At 49.7% G+C, this 20,745-nt stretch carries 20 protein-coding genes and 3 tRNA genes; 20 read left to right on the top strand and 3 right to left on the bottom strand.

From position 1 onward, the window contains the following. The 3 genes from H569_RS0115205 to H569_RS20580 form a co-directional block, all read right to left on the bottom strand. Positions 1-237, bottom strand: a 237-nt coding sequence (locus H569_RS0115205) for a transposase (protein ID WP_027365688.1), incomplete at its 3' end; no start/stop codon positions are given. A gap of 206 nt (positions 238-443) precedes the next feature. Next, positions 444-1,463 carry a spore photoproduct lyase gene (gene splB, locus H569_RS0115200; RefSeq protein ID WP_034630905.1) on the bottom strand — a complete coding sequence of 340 codons (1,020 nt, stop codon included), beginning with the start codon at positions 1,461-1,463 and terminating at the stop codon, positions 444-446. A 112-nt stretch (positions 1,464-1,575) separates the two neighbouring features. Beyond that, on the bottom strand, positions 1,576-2,802 hold the full coding sequence (locus H569_RS20580; protein ID WP_051273690.1) for an amidohydrolase family protein: 1,227 nt from the start codon (positions 2,800-2,802) through the stop codon (positions 1,576-1,578). Between the two features lie 400 nt (positions 2,803-3,202). On the opposite strand from H569_RS20580, the gene H569_RS0115180 reads away from it, so the two are divergent. From H569_RS0115180 to radA, 20 genes are all read left to right on the top strand, one after another. Next, complete coding sequence (locus tag H569_RS0115180; protein ID WP_027365685.1) at positions 3,203-4,078, top strand: Rossmann-like and DUF2520 domain-containing protein; 876 nt, start codon at positions 3,203-3,205, stop codon at positions 4,076-4,078. A gap of 3 nt (positions 4,079-4,081) precedes the next feature. Further along, positions 4,082-4,918: a 3-methyl-2-oxobutanoate hydroxymethyltransferase gene (gene panB, locus H569_RS0115175; RefSeq protein ID WP_027365684.1), complete on the top strand. Its 837-nt coding sequence runs from the start codon at positions 4,082-4,084 to the stop codon at positions 4,916-4,918. Positions 4,919-4,936: 18 nt separating this feature from the next. After that, positions 4,937-5,782, top strand: a complete 846-nt coding sequence (gene panC, locus H569_RS0115170) for a pantoate--beta-alanine ligase (RefSeq protein WP_027365683.1) — start codon at positions 4,937-4,939, stop codon at positions 5,780-5,782. 2 nt (positions 5,783-5,784) lie between these two features. Continuing rightward, complete coding sequence (gene panD, locus H569_RS0115165; protein WP_027365682.1) at positions 5,785-6,165, top strand: aspartate 1-decarboxylase; 381 nt, start codon at positions 5,785-5,787, stop codon at positions 6,163-6,165. Between the two features lie 253 nt (positions 6,166-6,418). Then, positions 6,419-7,402 carry a biotin--[acetyl-CoA-carboxylase] ligase gene (locus tag H569_RS0115160; RefSeq protein ID WP_027365681.1) on the top strand — a complete coding sequence of 328 codons (984 nt, stop codon included), beginning with the start codon at positions 6,419-6,421 and terminating at the stop codon, positions 7,400-7,402. A gap of 95 nt (positions 7,403-7,497) precedes the next feature. Then, positions 7,498-8,064, top strand: coding sequence for a biotin transporter BioY (locus H569_RS0115155; protein WP_027365680.1), 567 nt, complete (start codon positions 7,498-7,500; stop codon positions 8,062-8,064). Between the two features lie 190 nt (positions 8,065-8,254). Next, complete coding sequence (locus H569_RS0115150; protein ID WP_027365679.1) at positions 8,255-9,019, top strand: type III pantothenate kinase; 765 nt, start codon at positions 8,255-8,257, stop codon at positions 9,017-9,019. Between the two features lie 36 nt (positions 9,020-9,055). Further along, positions 9,056-10,027: a tRNA dihydrouridine synthase DusB gene (gene dusB, locus H569_RS20575; RefSeq protein WP_207637578.1), complete on the top strand. Its 972-nt coding sequence runs from the start codon at positions 9,056-9,058 to the stop codon at positions 10,025-10,027. Between the two features lie 103 nt (positions 10,028-10,130). Beyond that, positions 10,131-10,661, top strand: a complete 531-nt coding sequence (locus H569_RS0115140) for a helix-turn-helix domain-containing protein (protein ID WP_027365678.1) — start codon at positions 10,131-10,133, stop codon at positions 10,659-10,661. An 11-nt stretch (positions 10,662-10,672) separates the two neighbouring features. After that, positions 10,673-11,776 (top strand): NAD(P)H-binding protein, encoded by a 1,104-nt coding sequence (locus tag H569_RS0115135; RefSeq protein ID WP_027365677.1) that lies wholly within the window; start codon positions 10,673-10,675, stop codon positions 11,774-11,776. 259 nt (positions 11,777-12,035) lie between these two features. Continuing rightward, on the top strand, positions 12,036-12,509 hold the full coding sequence (greA, locus tag H569_RS0115130; protein WP_027365676.1) for a transcription elongation factor GreA: 474 nt from the start codon (positions 12,036-12,038) through the stop codon (positions 12,507-12,509). A 20-nt stretch (positions 12,510-12,529) separates the two neighbouring features. Then, positions 12,530-14,035, top strand: coding sequence for a lysine--tRNA ligase (lysS, locus tag H569_RS0115125; protein WP_027365675.1), 1,506 nt, complete (start codon positions 12,530-12,532; stop codon positions 14,033-14,035). Between the two features lie 100 nt (positions 14,036-14,135). Then, positions 14,136-14,212 (top strand) — tRNA-Ile (locus tag H569_RS0115120). 48 nt (positions 14,213-14,260) lie between these two features. Then, positions 14,261-14,336: transfer RNA gene (locus H569_RS0115115), tRNA-Ala, on the top strand. Positions 14,337-14,339: 3 nt separating this feature from the next. Next, positions 14,340-14,414: transfer RNA gene (locus H569_RS0115110), tRNA-Asn, on the top strand. 185 nt (positions 14,415-14,599) lie between these two features. After that, a complete protein-coding gene (locus H569_RS0115105) occupies positions 14,600-15,076 on the top strand; it encodes a CtsR family transcriptional regulator (protein WP_027365674.1) in 477 nt (158 codons plus the stop codon). 24 nt (positions 15,077-15,100) lie between these two features. Further along, positions 15,101-15,610: a UvrB/UvrC motif-containing protein gene (locus tag H569_RS0115100; RefSeq protein WP_027365673.1), complete on the top strand. Its 510-nt coding sequence runs from the start codon at positions 15,101-15,103 to the stop codon at positions 15,608-15,610. Positions 15,611-15,620: 10 nt separating this feature from the next. Further along, on the top strand, positions 15,621-16,679 hold the full coding sequence (locus H569_RS0115095) for a protein arginine kinase (protein ID WP_027365672.1): 1,059 nt from the start codon (positions 15,621-15,623) through the stop codon (positions 16,677-16,679). A 3-nt stretch (positions 16,680-16,682) separates the two neighbouring features. Next, positions 16,683-19,142 carry an ATP-dependent Clp protease ATP-binding subunit gene (locus H569_RS0115090; protein ID WP_027365671.1) on the top strand — a complete coding sequence of 820 codons (2,460 nt, stop codon included), beginning with the start codon at positions 16,683-16,685 and terminating at the stop codon, positions 19,140-19,142. Positions 19,143-19,372: 230 nt separating this feature from the next. Beyond that, entirely contained in the window at positions 19,373-20,731 is a 1,359-nt protein-coding gene (gene radA, locus H569_RS0115085; protein ID WP_027365670.1) for a DNA repair protein RadA, read from the top strand. Positions 20,732-20,745 lie beyond the last annotated feature (14 nt).

Raw genomic sequence — 20,745 nt, 5'->3', positions numbered from 1 at the left:
CTCGCTAAAGGAAGCTGTTTCAACTACTATTAGGAATTTATCCTGTGTGCTCCACTTTTCCACTTCAGGCTCGCCACCTGGAACTGCTATGCCGTTTGCCCTGGCTTTTTTCTTCCAGCTGTGTAGCGTGGCCTCAGATAGTCCTGTTTCTCTTGATATGGCGCTAACTGATTCGTTTTGGGGTGGCATCATTCTTTTGATAATTGTATATTTGAATTCTTCACTGTATCTCGTCATAGTGTTTCCTCCTTGTTTACATTACTAACTATAGTTTTTTTAGAGGTCTATGACAACTATTCTGACACAGGGGGAATGTTTGCAAAAATTGGTCGATCAAGAAAAAGATGACCATCTGTTAGGAAATGCCACCAAATCGATTTGTCATATTTGTATGGAAATTAGTTCGTTGGTTGAACAGATAAAAAAAAATACTTTTATGTTACCTACACCAAATACTCCACCCTGGCTCCCGGAAAATACCTGTCCAATTCCCTCCGAAACAGCTCGTCCATCTCCCGAAGCGTCTCCTTGGGATAAACGTACTTGCCGTAACCGAATTGCCCGAATTTGAACCGGCGTTCCGATTCCTCCATGGGCAGGGTGGTTTCGGGGAAAACCTCCTGGATACGGTTTTTGGCTGACGCGGTAAACCGGTGGGAGATCAATTCAAAGGTAATTTGGTCGCGCGGGTAGTCCCGCAGTTCGCCCGCCAGGCTGCGGATCAGGCCGGTGTAATCTTCCTGCCAGCCGGGGTAAACGAATACGGGCGCGATAAGAAACCCCATGGGGTAACCCGTGCCCGCCACCTGCCGGGCGGCGGCGATTCGGGCCTTGGCCGCCGGGGTGCCCTGTTCGTAAGCTTTGATGATTCGTTCCGTGTTGATGCTGAAGCGGAAGCGGGTGTGCCCGTTGTGTTCCACGCCCAGCAGCGTGTCCACGCCGGTGAACTTGGTGACGAACCGGAACCGGCCCAGGGATTGCCCACCGAAAAATTCGATGGTTTTGGCCAGCGAGCCCGTGTATGGTTCAACCGGAATGGGGTCGGAGGTGGCGGCCCCCTCAAAAACGGTAATTTCGGGGGATCTTTTTTTGATGTATTTTTCCGCTTGCTGCAAAATTTCTTCAATATTGACATAAACCCTGACGTAAGGTTTTTTCCCCAGGGTGGTATTTAAATAGCAGTACTCGCACAGCCCGGTACAGCTGGTACACAGGGGGAGTTGGTAATGGGCGGAGGGCTTGCAGGTGGAAAACTGCATGGTACGGCGCACACCCACCACCAGGGTGCGTTTCGCCTCAAGGTAAGCCTCCCGCGGGGTTGTGCCGGGAATGCCGGTAACCCTGTTATGGCTGCCGGTCATGGCAACAGGTATCCGATCCTGTTTGAATCTTTCAAACAGCCTGCGGCCCAACGGGTAATCCAATGCCTCCCGTTCAAAAAAAACCCTCTTGGGTATAAACATTAAAACCACCTCGGCAATAGATTTTCCCGGGGTGGTTTTAAAAATTCTCCAGTTTGTGTTTAAATATTGTTTTGGCATTGTCGGCAGAATTTCAGATCATGCCCCAGTCCGTTTATTGACTGTTATCCGGTGGTGATTGCCCGGGCAAAAATGCATATTGCACGCGCTTTAAGGCCGCCAAATTATCCAGGGGGTTCCCCGCCACGGCGATAAAGGCGGCCGGGCGGCCCGGTTGGATACGGCCCCAGCCAAGATTGAGGATATTGGCCCCGTTCAAGGTGGCGCTTTGCAGTATTTGGCTGTTGGAAAGCCCGGCATTTCTGTATAGCTCCAGCTCTTGATGAAACCCGTAGCCGTGCCTCACGCCCCCCGCCCCGGCATCGGTGCCGACACCCAGCATGACGCCCAAGCCGGGGGCTTTATTGATCATGGCCAGCTGGCGCTCCACTGTTTTTTCGATTACATACCTGTTGAGGCGGTTATTGCCGCCGGCAGCGGGGTTGTGCAGTTGGGCGGCTACCGGTATCACGGTGGGTATCCAAGGTATGCGTTTTTCGGCTAATTTACTGAGGGAGTCATCACTTAAAAAATAGCCGTGCTCGATTGTATCCACTCCGGCTGCAATTGACAAAGACACAGCCTCATCTGAGCTGGCATGGGCCATTACTTTCAATCCCCGCCGGTGCGCCCCGTGCACTATTTGGGCCAGTTCCCCAAGAGTATACTGCACCGGACCCACTTTGCCATACTCTTTGAAACTGACGACACCGGATACGATAACTTTAACGTGATCGGCGCCGAGCATAACCAAATGGTCCAAAACGTTGCCCGTTTCCGGTAATAATGTTCCCCGTCCCAGGAAGGCCCCGTAGGTTTCGGGCTTGCGCAAAGCATGCACCGGACTTTTAATTAAGGGGGCGCTGCAACGGCTTTTGGCCTGCCGGGCGATGCCCCTGCGGTCACCCCCGTCCCTTACCGCCAGTACTCCGCAATTTAAAGTGTCGCGTAATTGTCCCTCAATGATGTGGTCCAGCTCTTCCGGGTTGTCCCAACGCTTTAACGCGGCGGAAAAATCCACCCCGTCCAGGGCCAGGTGTACGTGACAGTCAATTAAAGGTGGGAGTATAGTTAGCCCGCCAAGGTCAATCTCAACTGCAGCATAATCAACGCGGGAAAAACTATAAGCCTCATTCCGGCTTGTAACCGCGGCTATCCGGTTTTCCTCGACATATAATGTGCCGCCCTGGTCACAGCCGGTTGCACAAAATCCGCCATTGTCAATTATCCTGCCCGCGTTAATCATATAGTTTTTGGTTTTTTCGAAATACATAATTTTCATAGTTATAACCTACCACTTACTGTTTGGCAGATCAAATTATTTTTAAATCGTAGAATAGTCTAAAAATTATTGCTGATTGGGTTTAAGTGTGTTAAAATTAGTGACAGCAGGGCGGTATCCCGCAGGAACCGCACCTTTGGTTTGGTTGTTGTGTTTATTTTTTTTAGCTTCCGCTTGGAGCCGGTAGGACCGAGACGGGTTAATGAGGGAAATGTTGCCCTCCGGACTTGTCCGGGGGGTTTTTGTTTTTTTGATAATATGCAATTTAGGTGTGGTACCGGATAACCCTGCTGCTGTTGCGGCACTGCTAAAAAAAGCAAACCTGCTTGAAAATCGCCGCAGATGCATGTACTATTTGTCAGCCTTTAAAATCAGGTATTGGGTTAAAGGGGGGTAAGCCATGAAAAAACCGGCCATAGCCATTATCGGCGCGGGAAAAGTCGGTTCGGCCCTGGGTATTTTATTACAGCGGCAAGGTTATTATATTGCCGGAGTGGCCAGCCGAACCAATGCCTCTGCATCCGCACTGGCGGAACTTTTGCAATGCCCGGTCCTGGCCGGAAGGGAGGCTGCGGCCGGGGCGGAGTTGATCTTTATCACCACGCCCGACCGCGAAATAGCACCGGTTTCCGCGCAAATTGCCGGGGAAGGCGGTTTTAGGCCCGGGCAGGTGGTGGCGCACACCAGCGGGGCCCATGCGGCCGGTGAGTTAAAAGGCGTCCGGGAGGCCGGCGCCCTGGCGGTAAGCATTCATCCTTTACAATCCTTTGCCGAGGTTCAGGCGGCAATGGAAAACCTGCCCGGGTCATACTTTTTTATTGAAGGCGATGAAGGGGCCATGCCGGTGGCAAGACAGGTGGTGGAAGATTTAAATGGCAAGTTTTTTACCATCTCGGCACAGGATAAGCCCATTTATCATGCCGCAGCCTGTATAGCTTCCAACTATTTGGTGTCACTCATGCATTTTGCCACAGGACTTTATGCAGGGTTCGGACTGGGTCCCCGGGAGGCTTTCGAGGCGCTTTATCCACTTGTGCGCGGGACGGTGGCCAATATCGGCAAAGTTGGCCCCACGGAGGCGCTGACCGGACCGGTGGCCCGGGGGGATGGTTCTACCATCGAAGGGCATCTCAGGGCATTCAAGAATTACAACCCCGAGCTGGCCGGGCTGTATGCCCGGCTGGGGCAATACACCGTGGAAGTGGCCCTGGAAAAGGGCAGTATCAACGGTGAACAGGCAATTGAACTAAAGAAAATTTTCGAGGGGGTATTTTAAATAATGAGTAATGAGCGGGTCACAACTGCAACGTTTAGAAAATACCATGCGGAAGGCAAAAAGATAACCATGCTGACCGCCTATGATTATCCCACCGCCAGGCTGGTTGACGCCGCGGGCATCGACGCCATACTGGTCGGAGACTCACTGGGCAATGTCGTTTTGGGTTACGGCTCCACCATACCGGTTACCATGGACGATATGGTCCACCACGTTAAAGCCGTCACCAGGGGAGTGCAGCGGGCCATGGTTGTGGCTGACATGCCGTTCCTTTCTTATCACCTGTCCAAGGAAGAGAGCTTGCGTAATGCCGGTCGGTTTTTGCAGGAAGCGGGCGCCCAGGCCGTCAAACTGGAAGGCGGCAGGGAGGTTGCCGAAACGGTAAAGGCCTTGACGGAAGCCGGAATACCTGTAATGGGCCACCTTGGTTTGACGCCCCAGTCCATCAACCAGATGGGCGGGTACAAAGTTCAGGGTAAAGATGAGGAAGCGGCCCGTAAATTAATTGAAGATGCGAAAGCTCTGGAAGAAGCGGGAGCTTTTGCAGTGGTTTTGGAATGTGTACCCACACCCCTGGCTGCTAAAATTACCGGTGATATAGGCATACCTACTATCGGTATCGGCGCCGGGCCCGGCTGCAGCGGCCAGGTTTTGGTAACCCACGATATGCTGGGCTTTTACGGGCAGTTTTCACCAAAGTTTGTGAAGCGCTACGCCAATTTGCATGAAGCTATCATGCAGGGTTTGCGGAGTTACCGCGAAGAAGTTGAAAATGGTGCGTTTCCCGGCCCGGAACACGGCTTTGGCCTGGACGAAGCGGTACTGAAGAAACTTTATTAACCCGGGGAGAGTTGATTAATGCAAATCTGCCGCACAATTAAAGAAATAAGGGCTTTTGTGGCAAAGTGCAGGGCTGAGGGGCAAACGGTGGGCCTTGTTCCAACCATGGGCTACTTTCACCGGGGCCACCTCAGCCTGATGCGGGAGGCTAAAAAGTCGTGCCATCGCGTGGTTGTTTCCTTGTTTGTCAACCCGCTGCAATTCGGACCCAAGGAGGACTTTTCGCAATACCCCAGGGATTTTGACCGGGATTGCGCCATGGCTGAAGAGGTTGGGGTCGACGCCATATTTTCCCCGCCGGACAGTGAGATGTACCCCGAAGGTTTTTGCACCCACGTGGAAGTGACGGGTATTACCGGCAGGCTTTGCGGGTTATCCAGGCCCGGTCATTTTCGAGGCGTGACTACCGTGGTTACCAAACTGTTTAATATTATCACTCCCGACAAGGCTTTTTTCGGCCAGAAGGACGCCCAGCAGGCCATGGTCATCCGGCGGATGGCGGAGGACCTGAACATGGGGCTGGAAATAGTTGTTTTACCCACCGTGCGCGAAGAAGACGGCCTGGCCATGAGTTCCCGCAACGTGTACCTTGACCGGGACCAGAGGCAAAACGCCACGGTGCTTTACCGGAGTCTTTGCGCCTTCCGTGAAGCCGTCGACCGGGGGGAGCGGGACGCGGAAAGCCTGCGCCGGTCGATAACAAAAATGATTGCATCAACTCCCGGTGCGGAAATAGATTATGTTGAAATTTTATCCGTACCGAACCTGGAACCGGTGGCTTCGTTGCAGGGCAAGGTAATTGCTGCATTGGCAGTAAGGTTTGGCAGGACCAGGCTCATTGATAACATAATTGTGGAGGTTTGAAAATGTTTTTGACTGTGTTTAAGTCCAAAATTCACCGTGCCGTAGTGACTCAGGCCGACCTTAATTATGTCGGCAGCATTACCATTGACGAGGCATTGATGGAGGCGGCTGACATAATTTCCAATGAAAAGGTTCAGGTGGTCAACAACAACAACGGGGCCAGGTTTGAAACCTATGTAATTCCCGGCCCCCGCGACTCCGGCATTATCTGCCTGAACGGTGCGGCAGCCAGGCTGGTGCAGCCCGGAGACACGGTGATTATTATTACCTATGCCATGCTGGAACGGGAAGAAGCCCGTGCTTTTAAACCAACAGTGGTTTTGGTCGACGAACAAAATAAAATTATCAAAAAGTTTGAGGAAAAGCACGGGGAAAAGGCGTAAGTTTTAGTTGGACAGCTAACTGGAAAACATCCCAAACCAAAAAGTTGGCCGGTTAAGAGGGCCGGTGGCTTTCGTATATCATTTGCGGGGAGCCACCAGCTCTCGGGCATATTGTATTTCCCGGCCTCATTTTTCAAGTTTCTGTTGGTATAGATAGAACGAAGGGGTAAGTAATTATTAATCGGTCTAGTGTTAACTTTGGGTTTTAATTAAGTTGACATTATGAATGGTCAAAGATTAGAATTAAATTGCCATGAAACAGAAAATACTTAATATTTTAAAACGTAATCAGGATTGGGTTTCCGGTGAAACGCTGTGCCGGGGGCTCGGCGTTTCCCGCACTGCTGTCTGGAAGCATATCAGCGGCTTACGCGAGGACGGGTACCAAATTGAGGCTAAGGCCAACCTGGGTTACCGGCTTATAGCTTCACCTGATGTCCCTTTTCCGGCGGAAGTCATGTCCGGGCTTTCCGCTACAGTTTTTGGGCATAACCTGGTACACTTGGAAGAAGTGGCGTCAACCAACGCCGAGGCAAAAAAACTGGCCAGGGAAGGTTGCCCTGAAGGAACGGTAATTATAGCTGAAACGCAAAACGGCGGCAAGGGCCGGTTGGGTCGTGCCTGGTTTTCTCCCCGGGCCGGGGGATTGTGGTTTTCCATTGTCCTGCGCCCCCCGGTCAACTTAATTGATACGCCGCAGGTGACGATGGTGGCGGCGGTGTCCGTTGCAACAGCCATCAGGGAACATACCGGGGTTCCCGCCGGAATAAAATGGCCCAATGATATACTTGTAGACGGCAAAAAGATTTGCGGCATCTTGGTGGAATTAAATGCCGAAATGGACCGGGTTGACTTTATGGTGGCGGGTATCGGCCTCAATGTAAATATAGGGAAGGGTGAATTCCCCCCTGAGCTTGCGGATATTGCCACGTCGCTGAGTATGGAATCCGGCCGGCATATTTACAGGGTTCCGCTGCTAAGAAGCCTTCTCCAGCAGTTTGAAACCTGGTACTACCGTTGGCTTAATGAGGGGTTTGCCGTTGTCTTGGATAAATGGCGTCATATGTGTGTTACCCTGGATTGTCCGGTAACCGTACATACGGTCAAGGAAACTTACAGCGGCTATGCTTTTGATGTGGACGATACCGGGGCGCTGTTGGTGCGTACCCGGGATGGTTCGGTTCAACGACTTGTGGCGGGTGAGGTGACGCTGCGGAAACAATTGCGGAAACAATAATAAAAACTGTAATAGGAGAAATTGTGCGAGCATATTGTCAACCACGGGATATGTTTTGGTTGACAAAGATAATTATTATTAAGGGGTGTTGTGATTTGGGTAAATTAACTCCAAGGGAAATCGTTTTAATGGCTATGTTTGCCTCACTGGCTGTAGTCGCGGCTCTGTTATTTCGATTTCTGGGCGGCATGATAGTTCCTTTTAGCCTGTTGCCTTTTGTGGTGCTCCTGGCAGGAGGGTTGCTGGGTCCCAAATTGGGAGCCATGAGCATGTTTTTATACGTGGTCATGGGCTTGTTGGGCATACCGGTGTTTGAAAAGGCGCCATACGGCGGGCCGGCTTATGTGTTCTCACCGACTTTCGGGTTTTTAATCGGTTTCATTGTAGCAGCTTATGTTGTAGGGTTAATTTTACAGGGTAAGAGGGATGCCGGGGCGGTTCGCTTAGCCACGGCTATGCTGGCAGGGGTAGTTGTAATATATGCCGTGGGGTTGCCTTACCTGTATGCAATTTTGAATTACTATGTTGGCAAGACTTACAACGTTAGCGCTGTACTGATGATTGGTTTCGTGCCTTTCTTCGGATTTGATCTAATAAAAGCTGCTACTGCCGGATTGCTGATACGATTGGTAAGCATGCGTATCCCGGAACTGCGGTTTTAGCTATGTGGCTTGTTATTGCGCGGTTTTGTCCGTTCTGGTAAAATTGGCGTAGCATAAGCTTGCTATCATGTCTTACTCAAAAGTAACGTGAGAATTTTTAAGGATATGCCACCATACCGCTGCACCAAAAGATTCGGCTCGAACAATCTGAAACCCTAAAATAATGCATTAATAAAGAAGGGGAACAAACGTGATACTGGTTTTTGATGTAGGCAATACTAATATTGTACTGGGCGTTTTTAAGGGAAAAAAACTTGTTGAAAACTGGCGGCTGTCCACGGCCCGGCACCGAACCTCGGACGAGTACGGAATGCTGCTGAGAGACTTATTCGAGGCCTCCGGTATGGTTATGCAAGATATCAAGGCCGTGGTTTTATCCTCCGTGGTTCCTCCCATCAATGCAACTCTGGAAAAAACCTGTCAAAAATATTTTGGCTTGCTGCCGCTTACCGTTGGACCGGGCATAAAAACCGGTATCCCTATAAAATACGAAAACCCGCGTGAGGTGGGGGCCGACCGGATCGTTAATGCTGTGGCAGGGTATGAGCAGTACGGCGGCCCCCTTATAATAGTAGATTTTGGTACTGCCACAACTTTTTGTGCCATTTCGGAAAAAGGAGAATACCTGGGCGGTGCCATTGCGCCGGGAATAGGCATTTCGACGGAAGCATTGTTTGCCCGCGCGGCCAAGCTGCCAAGGGTGGAGCTGGTTAAGCCCCCCACCGTAATTGGCAAAAATACAATTAACAGTATGCAGTCCGGTATTGTCTACGGGTTTGCCGGGCAGGTAAATGAAATTGTACGCAGGATCAAAAATGAGCTGGGCGGAGAAGCTATGGTGGTGGCTACAGGCGGGCTGGCCGAGCTCATTTCGGAAGAGTCCAGGGAAATTGACAAGGTGGACAAGTTTTTAACCTTAAACGGGCTACGCATTATCTATGAGCGCAACAGTTGACTTTAGCCGGCTGGCTTTAGCCGGAGGTGGGTTGTTTTGGCGTTTAATATAGGTGGCGTAACAATTAAAAACAGGGTTGTTTCCGCACCAATGGCCGGAGTAACCGACCGGCCCTTCAGGATACTGGCCCGGGAACATGGCTGCGGCCTGGTTTTTACCGAAATGATCAGTGACCAGGCCCTTATTTATGGCAATCCCAAAACCAATGTTTTATTGGACTGCAGGGGCGAAAACGGCCCTATTGCGGTGCAAATTTTCGGCAGCAACGAAGATTATATGAAACGGGCTGCTGAAATAATCGCACGGCGTGGTGCCGATATCATTGATATCAACATGGGCTGCCCGACGCCAAAAATAGTTAAAAACGGCGAAGGCAGTGCCTTGATGAAAAACCCCGACCAGGCGGCACGGATTGTTGCCTCGGTTGTGTCGCAGGTGGATTGCCCTGTTACGGTTAAGATGCGTAAAGGCTGGGATGAAGACAGTGTTAATGCGCCTGAAGTGGCGCAGGCCGTAGTTGAGGCCGGTGCAGCCGCAATAACTTTGCACGGCAGGACCAGGTCACAGTTTTACGGTGGTGAGGCGGACTGGGAAATAATTAAAAAAGTTCGTGAGACAGTTAAAGTTCCGGTTATCGGCAATGGAGACGTACGTTCGCCGGAAGATGCGGCCCGGATGCTGAAGGAAACCGGCTGTCATGCCGTAATGATCGGCCGGGCGGCCATGGGCAACCCTTGGATATTCAGCCGTACCCTGCATTACCTGGCCACCGGGGAGTTGCTGCCCGGGCCAACCCCGGAAATGCGGCGGCAAACAGCCGTCAGGCATTATTTGTTGCTTGTGGAAACGAAAGGTGAGTATCTGGCCAACCGTGAGATGCGCAAGCACCTGGCCTGGTACACCAAAGGCCTGCGCGGTTCCGCTCGTCTGAGGAGTAAAATCAACAGCGGGAGCAGTTTTGAATTCTTCACCCGTGAATTTTGGGAACTACTCCAGGTAGAACAATAGCCGCCAAAAGGCGGCTGTTTTATTTGACTAGAATGGAAGCTGCTGTTAAAATAATTTTGTACACAAATATGTGCACATTGGTAATTGGGGAGGGACCCCGCGGGTGGATTTAATACGCATTGGTGACAAGGTTATCAGTAGGTATAAAATAGATTATTTAATAAGCGAAATCCTGCGGCTCCGGTCTTCTGGATTATCGCAAACCGATGTAGCCGGGCGGTTGGGCATCGACCGGACTTTTATTTCCCGTCTTGAGCATATGGGTGAAGTCCGTAAAGGGAAGAGTGTAGCTGTAATTGGGTTCCCCATCGCCAACCGGGAAGAGATTCGCTCTTTATTAAGTGCGGAAGGCGTGGACTTTATATTATTAATGAGCGAGTCGGAGCGTTGGGATTATGTGCGGCAGAAAAGCGGTATAGAACTGTTCAACGCAATTATGGATATTATCGCTCAAGTGCATTCATGCGACCAGGTTGTGGTTATTGGATCAGATAAGCGAATCAATTTATTGAGAGCCGTACTGGATAAAGAAGTTGTGGGATTTGAAATTGGTGAGTCCCCCCTCAAGGAAGATAGGTTTGTTAACCCTGATGAATTAATGGCGGTTATCAGGGTTATTAAGGCAAGTAATTAAGGAGGTCCCGTATGAATACCTTTGCTTTTATGATTCACCCTATCGAAATTGGTGATATTGCAAGGAAATTCGGCCCCCTGGGCAAGTTACCGCCTCGCTTGGTTGAAAGTCTTTTTAAATACGCGCCTCCCCTTAAGGTTTCTCAAATAACAGGTGTATGTTCCAAACATGCCCGGGCCGAGGGATGGTTTGTTGCTTGCCCCATAACGTCTCGTTTGATGGTTGACTTGCCAGAAGAATTTGTTATTAAGAAAATAATAAAAACCGGTAAGCTTGCACAAAAGCTGGGGGCCAAAATACTTGGCCTTGGGGCTTTTACTTCGGTTGTGGGGGATGCCGGAATCACCGTGGATAAGAATCTTGATATTGCCGTTACCACCGGGAACAGCTATACTGTGGCAACGGCTATAGAAGGCGCCAAAGAAGCGGCCGTCCTGATGGGCCATAATATAAAAAAATGTCATGCCGTAGTGGTTGGCGCCACCGGGTCAATCGGCAGTGTCTGTGCCCGCCTGCTGGCCAGGGACGTTCGTGCCCTGACTTTGGTTGCCCGTAAGAAATCCCGTCTTGAAGATCTGGCACATAGAATAACCTATGAAACCGGAGTGGCGCCAAGGATCACCTCTGACATCAAGCACGCACTGCAAAATGCGCAAATCGTTATTACTGTAACCAGCGCTGTTGATACAATTATTGGGGCGGATGATTTAATGCCCGGTGCTGTAGTATGCGACGTAAGCCGCCCGCGAAATGTTTCCCGGGAGGTGGCGGAAAAACGCAATGACGTGCTGGTTATTGAAGGCGGTGTAGTAGAGGTGCCGGGTCAAGTTAACTTTAATTTTAACTTTGGTTTCCCTCCGGGTATGTCCTACGCGTGTATGGCTGAAACCATGATGCTGGCCATGGAAGGGCGTTATGAAAGCTTTTCCCTGGGAAGAGACATGTCTTTGCAGCAGGTTGAAGAAATCTCCGCGCTGGCCCGTAAGCACGGGTTTAAATTAGCGGGTTTTCGAAGCTTCGAAAGGGCGGTAACCCGGGAGGAGATAGCAAAGATCAGGGAAAACGCCAGGCGCGCCTTAAGCGCATCCCGGGCAAAGCCGCAAACCGGAAATTAACACAAAGCCCCGGCACGGATTTTTTCAGGGGCAACAAGGTAGGGTGTTAAAAAACAAACCTTGACAGATCTATTCGGCCTTCATATAATGTTATGGAATAAAAGCAGAACGACGGGCACTGCGAAAAGCTTTTTTGCAGTGCTTTTAAAATAATTTGGAAGCTTTAACTGCAGTATACTTTATTCTCAGGTTTTTATAGAATAATTAAAAGCTAATAACATATATTGTTCTGTAAATTGACTTTAAGGAGATTGAGTCTATGACCAACAAGGAAGTTATTCTCACTATAGAAGGCTTGAAGAAGCTTGAGGAAGAGCTTGAAAATTTAAAGTCTGTTAAACGGCGCGAGGTTGCGGCCAGAATCAAGCAGGCCATTGAATTTGGCGATATCAGTGAGAACTCTGAGTATGAAGACGCCAAGAATGAGCAGGCTTTTATCGAAGGCCGGATATTAACGCTTGAAAAAATGCTGCGCAACGCCAAAATTATAGACGATGAAAATCTTGGCACCGAGGTGGTTTCCATCGGCTCCACGGTGCTTTTACGTGATCTGGAGTTTGGCGAAGAATTTAAGTGCACTATTGTTGGTTCAGCAGAAGCCGATCCCGGTAATAACAAAATTTCCAACGAGTCTCCAGTAGGCAAAGCCATACTTGGCATGCCCAAGGGTGAAACTGTGGAGGTTTCTGTTCCGGCCGGCGTTTTGAAATATCAAATTGTCGACATTTTTTAACTACCGGAGGTTTTAGACAGATGTCCAAAGATAGCCCCAAGTATACCGGCACAGATCAGGAATCCCTTGATCTCAACGAGCTAATGCGAGTAAGGCTGGAAAAGCTAACTGAATTTAAGAATCAGGGAATCAACCCTTTTGGTGAAAAATACGAAAGAACTCATACTGCTTCACAAATCATTCAAGATTATGAAAGTTTCGAAGGAAAGATGGTATCCCTGGCCGGTAGGGTAATGGCCAAGCGCGGGCATGGCAAAGCCGGTTTTGCCAATATTCAGGACAGCACCGGCCTTATTCAAATATACGCCAGATTGAACGATGCCGGTGAAGAGACTTACGACTTGTTTACCAAGCTGGATATTGGCGATATTATCGGTGTTGCTGGCAAAGTTTTTAAGACCCGGACGGGAGAAACCACCGTTGCAGTTGATTCGCTTCGGCTGTTAAGCAAGTCCATGCGACCGCTGCCCGAAAAATGGCACGGCCTGCGGGATGTTGAATTGCGCTACCGCCAGAGGTACGTTGATTTAATTGTCAATCCGGAGGTTAAAGATACGTTTGTCAAGCGCAGCAAAATTATTCACTCTATAAGAAAATACATGGAGCAAAAGGGCTTTCTTGAAGTTGAAACGCCGATGATGCATCCTATCGCCGGCGGGGCTACGGCACGCCCGTTTGTAACCCACCATAATGCGCTGGATATGAAGCTTTACTTGCGTATTGCTCCGGAATTATACCTGAAGCGGCTATTGGTGGGAGGATTTGACCGGGTTTATGAGATTAACCGCAATTTCCGCAATGAGGGTATGAGTACCAAGCATAATCCCGAGTTCACCATGCTGGAATTGTATCAGGCTTACGCTGATTACAATGACATGATGGATCTAACCGAGGATTTATTTGTCACTGTGGCCGGGGAGGTGCTGGGGACCACCACGATTCAATATGACGGGCAAGAAATTAAACTGGCCAAGCCTTGGGCCAGGGTGCCGATGCTGGAAGCTGTCAAACAGTACAGTGGTGTGGATTTCGAGCAGCTGCGTACCGGGGATGAAGCTTATGAAGCCGTTAAACATCTTAACCTTGAGCTAGAGCGCGGTGAAAGCTGGGGTTCCATCCTGAATAAGGTCTTTGAGGAAAAGGTCGAACCAAGGTTAATCCAACCTACTTTTATTTATGACTACCCAATTGATATATCACCGCTGGCCAAGAAAAAGGAGGACAGGCCTGATCTGACCTACCGCTTCGAGTTGTTTATCTATGGACGCGAAATGGCCAACGCTTTTTCTGAGCTTAACGATCCTCTGGATCAAAAGGAGAGGTTCTTAAAACAACTGGAAAAAAGGCGGGCCGGCGATGATGAAGCCCACATGATGGACGAAGATTACATTAATGCTCTTGAATATGGTATGCCTCCAGCCGGTGGTCTCGGAATCGGTATTGACCGTATGGTGATGCTGTTTACCGGTGCTGCATCAATCCGGGATGTGATTCTTTTCCCGCTGATGAAACCACGGGAAATGTGATGGTATAAACTGTTATTGACAACCCTGGTGCACTGTGATAATATTTTAAATCGAGGCGCCAATTAATTTAACTCACTGTTAGAGGCATTTGTGGCGGTCCGGGCTTGTAGCTCAGCCGGCTAGAGCGCACGCCTGATAAGCGTGAGGTCGGTGGTTCGAGTCCACCCAGGCCCACCAATCTCGAAGTTCGAAGTTAGAGATTCGAACGTCGAACCTCGAAAATACGGGGGTGTAGCTCAGTTGGGAGAGCACCTGCCTTGCAAGCAGGGGGTCACCGGTTCGAGTCCGGTCATCTCCACCATATTCCTCGATAGCTCAACGGTAGAGCATCCGGCTGTTAACCGGAGGGTTGCTGGTTCGAATCCAGCTCGGGGAGCCAAAAAAGAGAGCTTAAAGGTTATTAACCTTTAAGCTCTCTTTTTTGGTGCAATACTATAAATAGGAGTAATTAATTTAGAATGATTTATTGGCTTGAAAAACATATTAAATTGTATTATGATTAAGGTTAGAAAAGGTCAAAGTCAAAGTCAATAGTTCCGGCAGAGGAGGTGGCTTAATAAGGTTATGTCCAATTTATCAAACATAATCGAAAAATATTTAAACCAGCTTATTGAACGCAGCAGCGGACAGCTGGTTGAAATACAGCGGAATGAACTGGCGGAAAAATTTAATTGCGCGCCCTCCCAAATTAATTACGTTTTAACCACCCGTTTTACCATTGAAAGGGGGTACATGGTGGAAAGCCGGCGTGGCGGTGGGGGATATGTAAGAATAGTAAAAGTACCGTTGAGCACCGGAGAATTGGATCTGGTTAATGAAGTGGTGAATCTGGTCGGTGATAGGATTTCCGAGCGTGGCTCCGCCGCAATTTTGGACAGATTAGTTGAAGAAGAAATTGTTACGGAGCGGGAAGCTGCTATTATAGGCGCAGCATTAAGCCGCAGCGTCTTGCGCATTGGCCTGCCGGCCCGGGATCAGTTAAGGGCGAATATACTAAAAGCAGTTTTAATAACGGTTTTAAAAAACCAGGAAAACAGGTAAATTATTAGGGGAGTGAGTAGATTGATGTTATGTGAAAAGTGCCAGGAAAGACCGGCAACGGTATTTTACACAGAGGTGATTAATAACAAACAGAAAAAAATGCAGCTTTGCGAAGTTTGTGCGAGTCAGATGCAGGCTGAGGGCTTTGGTGGGCTGCCCCAGATGAATCTCCATAATTTCTTGGCCAGTTTTTGGAACCAAATGTCGGGAGTTCATCCTTTTGCCCCCAAAACAAAGGAAGAAGAGGCTTGCCCTTCTTGTGGAACCCCGGAAAGCCTTTTTGCGCAAAAAGGGTTATTTGGATGCGGTGATTGCTACAAACACTTTGGTGATCGATTAGAGCCGTTATTGCGCAGGATTCACGGCTCAAGCGCTCATACCGGCAAGGTACCTGTACGTTCAGGCGGAAAGGTGCTTTTAGCAAGGCAAATAGAAGAATTAAAGGCCAGTTTAAGGTATGCGGTAGCCCGGGAGGAGTTTGAAAAGGCGGCTGAACTGCGGGACAATATTAAAAAGCTGGAACAGCAGCTGTAGGGGGGAGATTATGAGTATCAGGGAAACAGTAAACTCAGCCAGGAGCGGTTGGATGAAGGCGGATAGCCCGGCCGGCGATATTGTGGTTAGCAGCAGGGTAAGGGTGGCCCGCAATATAAATGGTTTTTCTTTCCCTCATCTGCTGGGACAGGAAAAGGCGGAACAGGTGATGCACGGGATTCAAGCGGCACTGGGTAATTCTGATCTTAAAACTGAACTGGAGTTGACCCGCCTGACCGAATTGAGCCCCGTCGAAAGGCAGATACTAGTTGAAAAGCACCTGATCAGCCCTGACCTTTTGCACAACCATGAAAAGAAGGCTGTTGCGCTGCGTGATGATGAAGTTGTCAGCGTGATGGTCAATGAGGAGGATCACTTGCGCATTCAGAGCCTTCTGCCGGGGTTGCAGTTGGAAAAGGCCTGGGAATTGGTTGACAAGGTAGATGATGGCCTGGAAAAAACCCTGGAGTATGCGTTTTCAGAAAAGTACGGGTACCTAACTGCTTGTCCAACCAATGCCGGGACCGGGATGAGGGCTTCTGTGATGTTGCATTTACCTGGCTTGGTGCTGATTAATCAAATCAGGGCGGTGTTAACTGCTATATCCAAGCTGGGCTTTACAGTGCGGGGTTTGTATGGTGAGGGTACGGAAGCTCATGGAAACTTGTTCCAGATTAGCAATCAAGTAACCATGGGCCATTCTGAAGAAGAAATAATTAACAGTTTAAATTCAGTAACAGGACAGTTACTGGCCCAGGAAAGAGAGGCACGCAAGGTGTTAATCAGGGAACGCCGGGAGCAGCTGGAAGACAGGGTGGGGCGCTCGTATGGAATTTTAAAATTTTGCCATGTAATATCTACGGAAGAAACTATGCGCAGGCTGTCGGATGTACGCCTGGGAGTTGATCTTAATTTAATTCACGGTGTTAATCCCGATCAGCTGACGGAGTTAATTGTTAAAACACAGCCCGCCTACCTTTTAAAACAGCACGGAGGGGAGCTGCCACCGGCACAGCGTGACGTTTTAAGAGCGGAAGTTATTAGGAAGGAATTCAACCGGGAGGGTTAAGCTATGCTATTTGGAAGGTTTACGCAGAGAGCACAAAAAGTACTTATGTTGGCCCAGGAGGAAGCCAGGCGGCTGTCTCATCCCTATGTGGGCACGGAACACATATTATTGGGGTTGATTAGAGAAGGGGAAGGTGTTGCCGCCAAAGCCCTGGCCGGTCTTGGGATTGATGCGGAAAAAGTACGTGAGCTGGTAGAGAAGTCTATCGGTAAGGGTGAAGGTGCTGTTCAGGAAATGTCTTTGACGCCGCGGGTTAAAAAAGTGCTGGAGCTATCGGTGGACGAGGCCAGGCGAATGGGTACAAATTACGTGGGCACCGAGCATATCTTGCTGGGTTTGATCCGGGAAGGCGAGGGAGTTGCCGCACAGGTTCTGGGCGCTTTAGGTGTAGAGCAGGATAAAGTGCGTCAGATTGTTATCAATATGCTTGGCGGTTCCGGGGGGGCGCCCCAGGGGCAGCAGCCGCAGCCGGGCTGTGCCGGGGGTGTTTGCGGGGCCAAGACCGTAACGTTGGACCAGTTCGGCCGCGACCTTACCGCCCAGGCCAGGGAAGATAATCTCGACCCCGTGGTAGGGCGGGAGAAGGAAATTGAGCGGGTGGTTCAGATTTTGAGCAGGCGCACTAAGAACAACCCTGTTCTAATTGGTGATCCCGGGGTTGGTAAAACGGCCATTGTTGAAGGTCTGGCCCAGCGTATCGTAGCCGGTAAGGTTCCGGAAGTACTGTCTGATAAACGGCTGGTTACCCTGGACCTGGCTTCCCTGGTGGCCGGTACCAAATACCGCGGTGAATTTGAAGACCGGCTGAAAAAAGTTGTGGAAGAAATCACCGCTGAAAAAAATATTATTGTGTTTATCGACGAATTGCACACAATAATCGGGGCTGGGGCGGCGGAAGGGGCTATAGATGCAGCCAATATTTTAAAGCCGGCCCTGGCCAGGGGCGAGCTCCAGTGTATTGGTGCAACTACTCTTGATGAATACAGGAAACATATTGAGCGTGATTCCGCGCTGGAAAGACGGTTTCAGCCCATAACCGTCGATGAGCCCGGCGTGGAGGAAGCGGTGGAGATTCTGAAAGGTTTGCGTGATAAGTATGAAGCTCACCACCGGGTGCGGATAACCGATGATGCATTGGAGGCAGCAGTGCGGCTCAGTGACCGGTATATTACCGACCGCTTTTTACCGGACAAGGCAATTGACTTAATGGACGAAGCAGGTTCACGGGTTCGGCTGCAGGCTTTTACGGCACCTCCTGACTTGAAAGAATTGGAGAAGCGCATAGAAGAGGTGCGCAAGGAGAAAGAATCTGCCGTTAACAGCCAGGAATTTGAAAAAGCCGCCCAAATGCGCGATGAGGAAAACAAATTGCGCGTTGAGTTGGAGCAAAAAAGGGCCAGCTGGCAGCAGCAGAAGGGTGGCGTGGAACTGGAGGTTAACGCCGAGGACATTGCCCAGATCGTAGCCACTTGGACCGGCATACCGGTGCGTAAGCTTGCCGAAGAGGAATCCGAGCGCCTGCTGCACATGGAAGAAATTTTGCACCGGCGGGTTATTGGGCAGGAGGAAGCTGTTTCGGCTGTTGCCCGGGCAATTCGCCGGGCCAGGGCGGGCTTGAAGGATCCCAAGCGCCCCATTGGATCATTTATCTTTCTCGGCCCCTCCGGAGTGGGCAAAACTGAACTGGCCAGGGCTTTAGCCGAAGCCATGTTCGGTGATGAGGATGCCATGGTGCGGATTGATATGAGTGAATATATGGAGAAATTTGCCGTAAGCAGGCTGGTGGGGGCTCCTCCGGGTTATGTTGGTTACGACGAGGGAGGGCAGCTTACCGAGGCTGTGCGGCGCAAACCATATTCCGTGGTATTGCTTGATGAAATCGAAAAAGCCCACCCTGACGTATTTAATATACTGCTACAGGTGTTGGAAGACGGCCGTCTTACCGATTCCAAGGGGCGTACGGTAGATTTTCGCAATACCGTCATCATCATGACCTCCAACGTTGGTGTAAGTACCATTAAACGTGAGGCCACCCTGGGCTTTAAAACAGGTGAAAATAAAAAATCCGGCTACGAAGATATGAAGAGAAAAATTACAGAAGAGTTGCGCCGCACCTTCCGGCCGGAATTTTTGAACAGAATTGATGAAATAATTGTTTTCCACCCATTAAGCCAGGAACATATCAAAGACATAGTCGGTTTAATGGTGCAGGAAGTGGCCAGGCGGCTGGCTGAAAATGAAATTGAGGTAGAAGTTGGCGAATCAGCCAGGGAATACCTGGCCCGGGAAGGATTTGACGAAAATTATGGGGCCAGACCCCTGCGCCGGGCGATACAAAAAGAAATAGAGGACCGGTTATCAGAGGAAATGCTGCGTGGTACCATTAAAAAAGGTGATCGGGTACGCATTGAAGGCACGGAAAACGGGGACTTAAAAGTTGAAGCAGTAACAGGTAAGGATTAAAAAATCCTTACCTGTTTTTTTCACTTTAGGAATCTATATCCGTCCGTCAGCGGCCAGGGGACACACCCCTTCGGGGAATGTCCCCAATTTATGCCGGAACGGAGGATTAAAGTATAAAAAAGCGCGCTAAGAAGGGAACTGATTGAGCGCGCTTTTTTATTGGAACTAAAATATATTTTTACTGCTAATTTATGTTATAATTACTAGATAAATTTTCGAAAGGATTTGCAATGTCTGCTAAAACAAGGTATTTCTGCAATGTTTGCGGGCATATAACCTCCCGCTGGCTGGGTCGCTGCGCCGGGTGCGGTGAATGGAATACTTATATCGAAGAAGTAGTTTCCAGGGGGACAGTCAAAAGGAACAATGAAGCTGGAGGTGGTAACCGCCCGCTGCCGGTTACTGAAGTAGAACCGGTTGAGGGGGAACGTTGTTCTACGGGTATGGCCGAGCTGGACCGCGTTTTGGGTGGCGGACTGGTTCCCGGTTCCCTGGTGCTGCTTGGCGGCGACCCGGGCATCGGAAAATCAACTTTGTTGCTGCAAGTCGCCGGGTTGGTCGGAGCCACTGGGAAAAAAGTGCTGTATGTTTCCGGGGAAGAGTCTACCCGTCAGATCAGGCTCAGGGCTGATCGCCTCGAGATATCCTGTCCGAAGCTATTTGCCTATACGGAAACCGACCTGCAAATTATTGAAGAACAGGTTGGTTTGGTGGACCCCTCGCTGCTGGTTATTGACTCGATTCAGACTATGTGCGGGCCGGACATGGCATCCGCTGCAGGCAGCGTCAGCCAGGTGCGGGAGTGTACGGCCAGGTTGATGCGTCTGGCCAAGGAACGCTCGCTTTCCATATTTGTGATCGGGCATGTGACCAAGGAAGGCATGATTGCCGGTCCCAGGGTCATGGAACATATGGTTGATGTAGTTTTATATTTTGAAGGAGAACGTAATCAGTCACTTAGAATATTGCGCGGTGTTAAGAATAGATTTGGTTCTACCAACGAAATAGGTATTTATGAGATGTCTGGTTGCGGTCTTAGGGAAGTGGTTAATCCATCTTCATTTTTTTTGGATGAGCATGCGGGCAGGGACGTGGCCGGGGCGGTTGTGGTGCCAGTAATTGAAGGGACACGCCCCCTGCTTGTAGAAATCCAATCACTGGTATGTCCGACTTCGTTTGGTGTACCGCGGCGCATGACGGCAGGAGTTGACCACAACAGGACTGCCTTGATTATTGCTGTGCTGGAAAAAAGATTGGGATTAATGATGGGCAACTGCGATGCGTATGTCAATGTGGTTGGCGGAGTAAAAATAGATGAGCCTGCTGCGGATTTAGGAGTTGCCGCGGCATTAGCTTCCAGCTTCCGGGAACGGGTTATTGACAGTAAAACCGCCGTAATGGGCGAACTGGGCTTAACCGGGGAATTGAGGCCGGTCACGGCTTTGGACAAAAGGATTCGAGAAGCGGCGCGACTGGGTTTTAAAAGGTGTATTGTACCTCATCAAAAAAATATTCCAGACGACGTTTTTAATATTAAAATTTTAGAAGCTAAAACTTTAGTTGATGCATTTGACCATATTTTTATATAAAGAATAAAATATAA

It is taken from the genome of Desulfotruncus alcoholivorax DSM 16058 (assembly GCF_000430885.1).
GTDB lineage: Bacteria > Bacillota > Desulfotomaculia > Desulfotomaculales > Desulfallaceae > Desulfotruncus > Desulfotruncus alcoholivorax.
The sequence above is the reverse complement of the archived record's forward strand: the minus strand, read 5'-3'. Positions and strand labels throughout refer to the sequence as shown.

Coding starts and splice junctions, on each gene's coding strand:
- splB (WP_034630905.1), bottom strand. CDS start 1,463: ATGTTTATACCCAAGAGGGTTTTTTTTGAACGGGAGGCATTGGATTAC.
- H569_RS20580 (WP_051273690.1), bottom strand. CDS start 2,802: ATGAAAATTATGTATTTCGAAAAAACCAAAAACTATATGATTAACGCG.
- H569_RS0115180 (WP_027365685.1), top strand. CDS start 3,203: ATGAAAAAACCGGCCATAGCCATTATCGGCGCGGGAAAAGTCGGTTCG.
- panB (WP_027365684.1), top strand. CDS start 4,082: ATGAGTAATGAGCGGGTCACAACTGCAACGTTTAGAAAATACCATGCG.
- panC (WP_027365683.1), top strand. CDS start 4,937: ATGCAAATCTGCCGCACAATTAAAGAAATAAGGGCTTTTGTGGCAAAG.
- panD (WP_027365682.1), top strand. CDS start 5,785: ATGTTTTTGACTGTGTTTAAGTCCAAAATTCACCGTGCCGTAGTGACT.
- H569_RS0115160 (WP_027365681.1), top strand. CDS start 6,419: ATGAAACAGAAAATACTTAATATTTTAAAACGTAATCAGGATTGGGTT.
- H569_RS0115135 (WP_027365677.1), top strand. CDS start 10,673: ATGAATACCTTTGCTTTTATGATTCACCCTATCGAAATTGGTGATATT.
- greA (WP_027365676.1), top strand. CDS start 12,036: ATGACCAACAAGGAAGTTATTCTCACTATAGAAGGCTTGAAGAAGCTT.
- lysS (WP_027365675.1), top strand. CDS start 12,530: ATGTCCAAAGATAGCCCCAAGTATACCGGCACAGATCAGGAATCCCTT.
- H569_RS0115105 (WP_027365674.1), top strand. CDS start 14,600: ATGTCCAATTTATCAAACATAATCGAAAAATATTTAAACCAGCTTATT.
- H569_RS0115100 (WP_027365673.1), top strand. CDS start 15,101: ATGTTATGTGAAAAGTGCCAGGAAAGACCGGCAACGGTATTTTACACA.
- H569_RS0115095 (WP_027365672.1), top strand. CDS start 15,621: ATGAGTATCAGGGAAACAGTAAACTCAGCCAGGAGCGGTTGGATGAAG.
- H569_RS0115090 (WP_027365671.1), top strand. CDS start 16,683: ATGCTATTTGGAAGGTTTACGCAGAGAGCACAAAAAGTACTTATGTTG.
- radA (WP_027365670.1), top strand. CDS start 19,373: ATGTCTGCTAAAACAAGGTATTTCTGCAATGTTTGCGGGCATATAACC.